A 2,243-nucleotide genomic window follows, 5' to 3' on the forward strand; every position below is an offset into this window, starting at 1 on the left:
ACCACCACTAGAACCAGAAACTCTTCCTAATTTGCGGGGTCTTACCCAGTTACGAAGTTGAGCAGCGATTTCTATGGCTACTTCATCGGATTCTAACCCTGAAGGACTCATAAAAATAATTTCTCCCTCTATTAATTCCATCCGATAATCAGGATGCTGTGCTTGCAGCGTTTCTAAATCTTTGACCGTTAAACTAGGCATGCTTAAAATCCTCCATCTACAGTTTTAGTTTAGGGAGCAGGGAGTAGGGAGCAGGGAGCAGGGAGCAGGGATTAGGTACTAGGCTGTAGGCTGTATCGCTTGTGTAATTAGGTAAAAGTTCTAATAAAATTGCCAAATTTACCACACTCAAACCATTACACACTACCAAAACTACTCTATTATTTATGCCCTATTTACTATTAGGATAATTTTAAATTTCGTAATAAACAAAAATCTTAAACTCCTTGACAATAGATGAATTTATGGATATATTTATAATGTACAACATTTAAAAATACTGTTGATCGTCACGAACCCACCGCTCACGCCTATCGGCTATAACGGGGGCTTGAAAAAGCCCATAACGTGACCAGCCTAAGACTTTTGATTCTACGTTTTTTGAGCTATCACACCTTTGGATGCGTCGCTAGTCTTCTGCTCTGTGGTTAATGGTTAAACAGTCATAAACGGGTTAAGACAGTGCCATTAGCAAGACAAACTCAAAAAACATTGGCGAAGCGAACTTCACCCTAGTAATAGGAGAAAAGCACAATTATGCGTGTTTTTGTACTAGATAAAAATCTTAAACCACTAGACCCTTGCCGCCCTGCCAGAGCCAGATTATTACTCAAACAAGGTAGAGCCAAAGTGTTTAGAAGGTATCCATTTACAATCATCCTGTCAGATTTGGAGGTAGAAAACTGCACGACTCATAATCACCAGTTAAAAATTGACCCAGGTGCAAAAATAACAGGCTTAGCAATCCGGCAAAACGACACTGTTATTTGGAGTGCTGAAATAACCCATCGTGGATTCCAAATCCGAGACGCTTTAACCTCAAGACGGCAATTAAGACGTTCTCGCCGTAACCGTAAAACTCGTTATAGAAAACCTCGTTTTCTTAATCGGAAACGTCCCTCCGGATGGTTAGCTCCTAGCTTAATGTCTAGAGTTCATAACATCCTGACTTGGGTTAAAAAACTGATTCGGCTTTGTCCCATAGCGGGTATTTTTCAGGAGTTGGTACGGTTTGACACTCAGAAGATGGAAAACCCAGAAATTTCCGGTACTGAGTATCAACAAGGCACTTTATGCGGCTACGAAATTCGAGAATACTTGCTTGAAAAATGGAACCGTAAATGCGCTTACTGTGGCGCAACAGATGTCCGGTTGGAAATTGAACATATCAAACCAAAATCTTTAGGGGGTTCCGACAGAGTTAACAACCTGGCAATAGCCTGTCACGATTGTAACCAGACCAAAGGAAACCAGGAGATTGAACAATTTTTATCAGGAAAGCCTGATATTTTGAAACGAATCCTGTCTCAGGCCAAACGATCGTTAGCTGATGCCGCTGCGGTTAACTCAACTCGCTGGAAGCTGTACAACGAACTCAAATTGACCGGATTGCCGGTAAAAACGGGCTCGGGAGGTCAAACTAAGTACAATCGACGTCAGTTTAGCCTACCTAAAACTCATTGGCTTGATGCCGCTTGCGTCGGGGATGTTCAAAGCATTTTTGTTGAGGATTATCAAATCCTATCGATTGTGGCAAAAGGCCATGGAACTCGTCAAATCTGTCGAACAGATAAATTTGGTTTTCCGAAGCGGTACTGTTCAAGAACCAAGATACACAAGGGTTTTCAGACCGGAGATATTGTCAAAGCAGTTGTCACTAAAGGTAAGAAGATCGGAACTTACGTTGGACGTGTTGCTACTCGTAAGACTGGTTCATTCAACATTTCAACTGCCAACGGATTGATTCAAGGAATTAGCTACAAGTACTGTACACCAATTCACAAAAAGGACGGATATGCGTATCAAATTAACACCCTGCCCTCCCTTTCCTGAGTGCCTGTCACCTGGGGAAACCCCAGGTGTTTATATGGCACGTCTCACCGCTAAATCAAACAAAGATTATAGCGGGAGTCTCCAGGGAGGCGGACAGATGACTAAAAACATTCCGCCTAATTCCGATGACAATCAAACTCCTGAAAACCCTGGTCGTCAACCTAAGAAAGTCAAGTACGTTTTGATCGGTT

3 protein-coding genes are annotated in these 2,243 nt (G+C 42.1%); 1 reads left to right on the forward strand and 2 read right to left on the reverse strand.

Annotated features, from left to right (window positions below):
- The coding region (locus tag F6K49_RS42635) for a Uma2 family endonuclease (RefSeq protein ID WP_293107492.1) at window positions 1–201 on the reverse strand (201 nt) is incomplete at its 3' end.
- 16 nt (window positions 202–217) lie between these two features.
- Entirely contained in the window at window positions 218–370 is a 153-nt protein-coding gene (locus F6K49_RS42640) for a hypothetical protein (RefSeq protein WP_293107498.1), read from the reverse strand.
- Between the two features lie 386 nt (window positions 371–756).
- On the opposite strand from F6K49_RS42640, the gene iscB reads away from it, so the two are divergent.
- Window positions 757–2,052, forward strand: coding sequence for an RNA-guided endonuclease IscB (iscB, locus tag F6K49_RS42645; protein ID WP_293107495.1), 1,296 nt, complete (start codon window positions 757–759; stop codon window positions 2,050–2,052).
- The last annotated feature ends 191 nt before the right edge of the window (window positions 2,053–2,243 follow it).

The sequence above is a fragment of the Moorena sp. SIO3I6 genome, assembly GCF_010672095.1.

Coding starts and splice junctions, on each gene's coding strand:
- iscB (WP_293107495.1), top strand. CDS start 757: ATGCGTGTTTTTGTACTAGATAAAAATCTTAAACCACTAGACCCTTGC.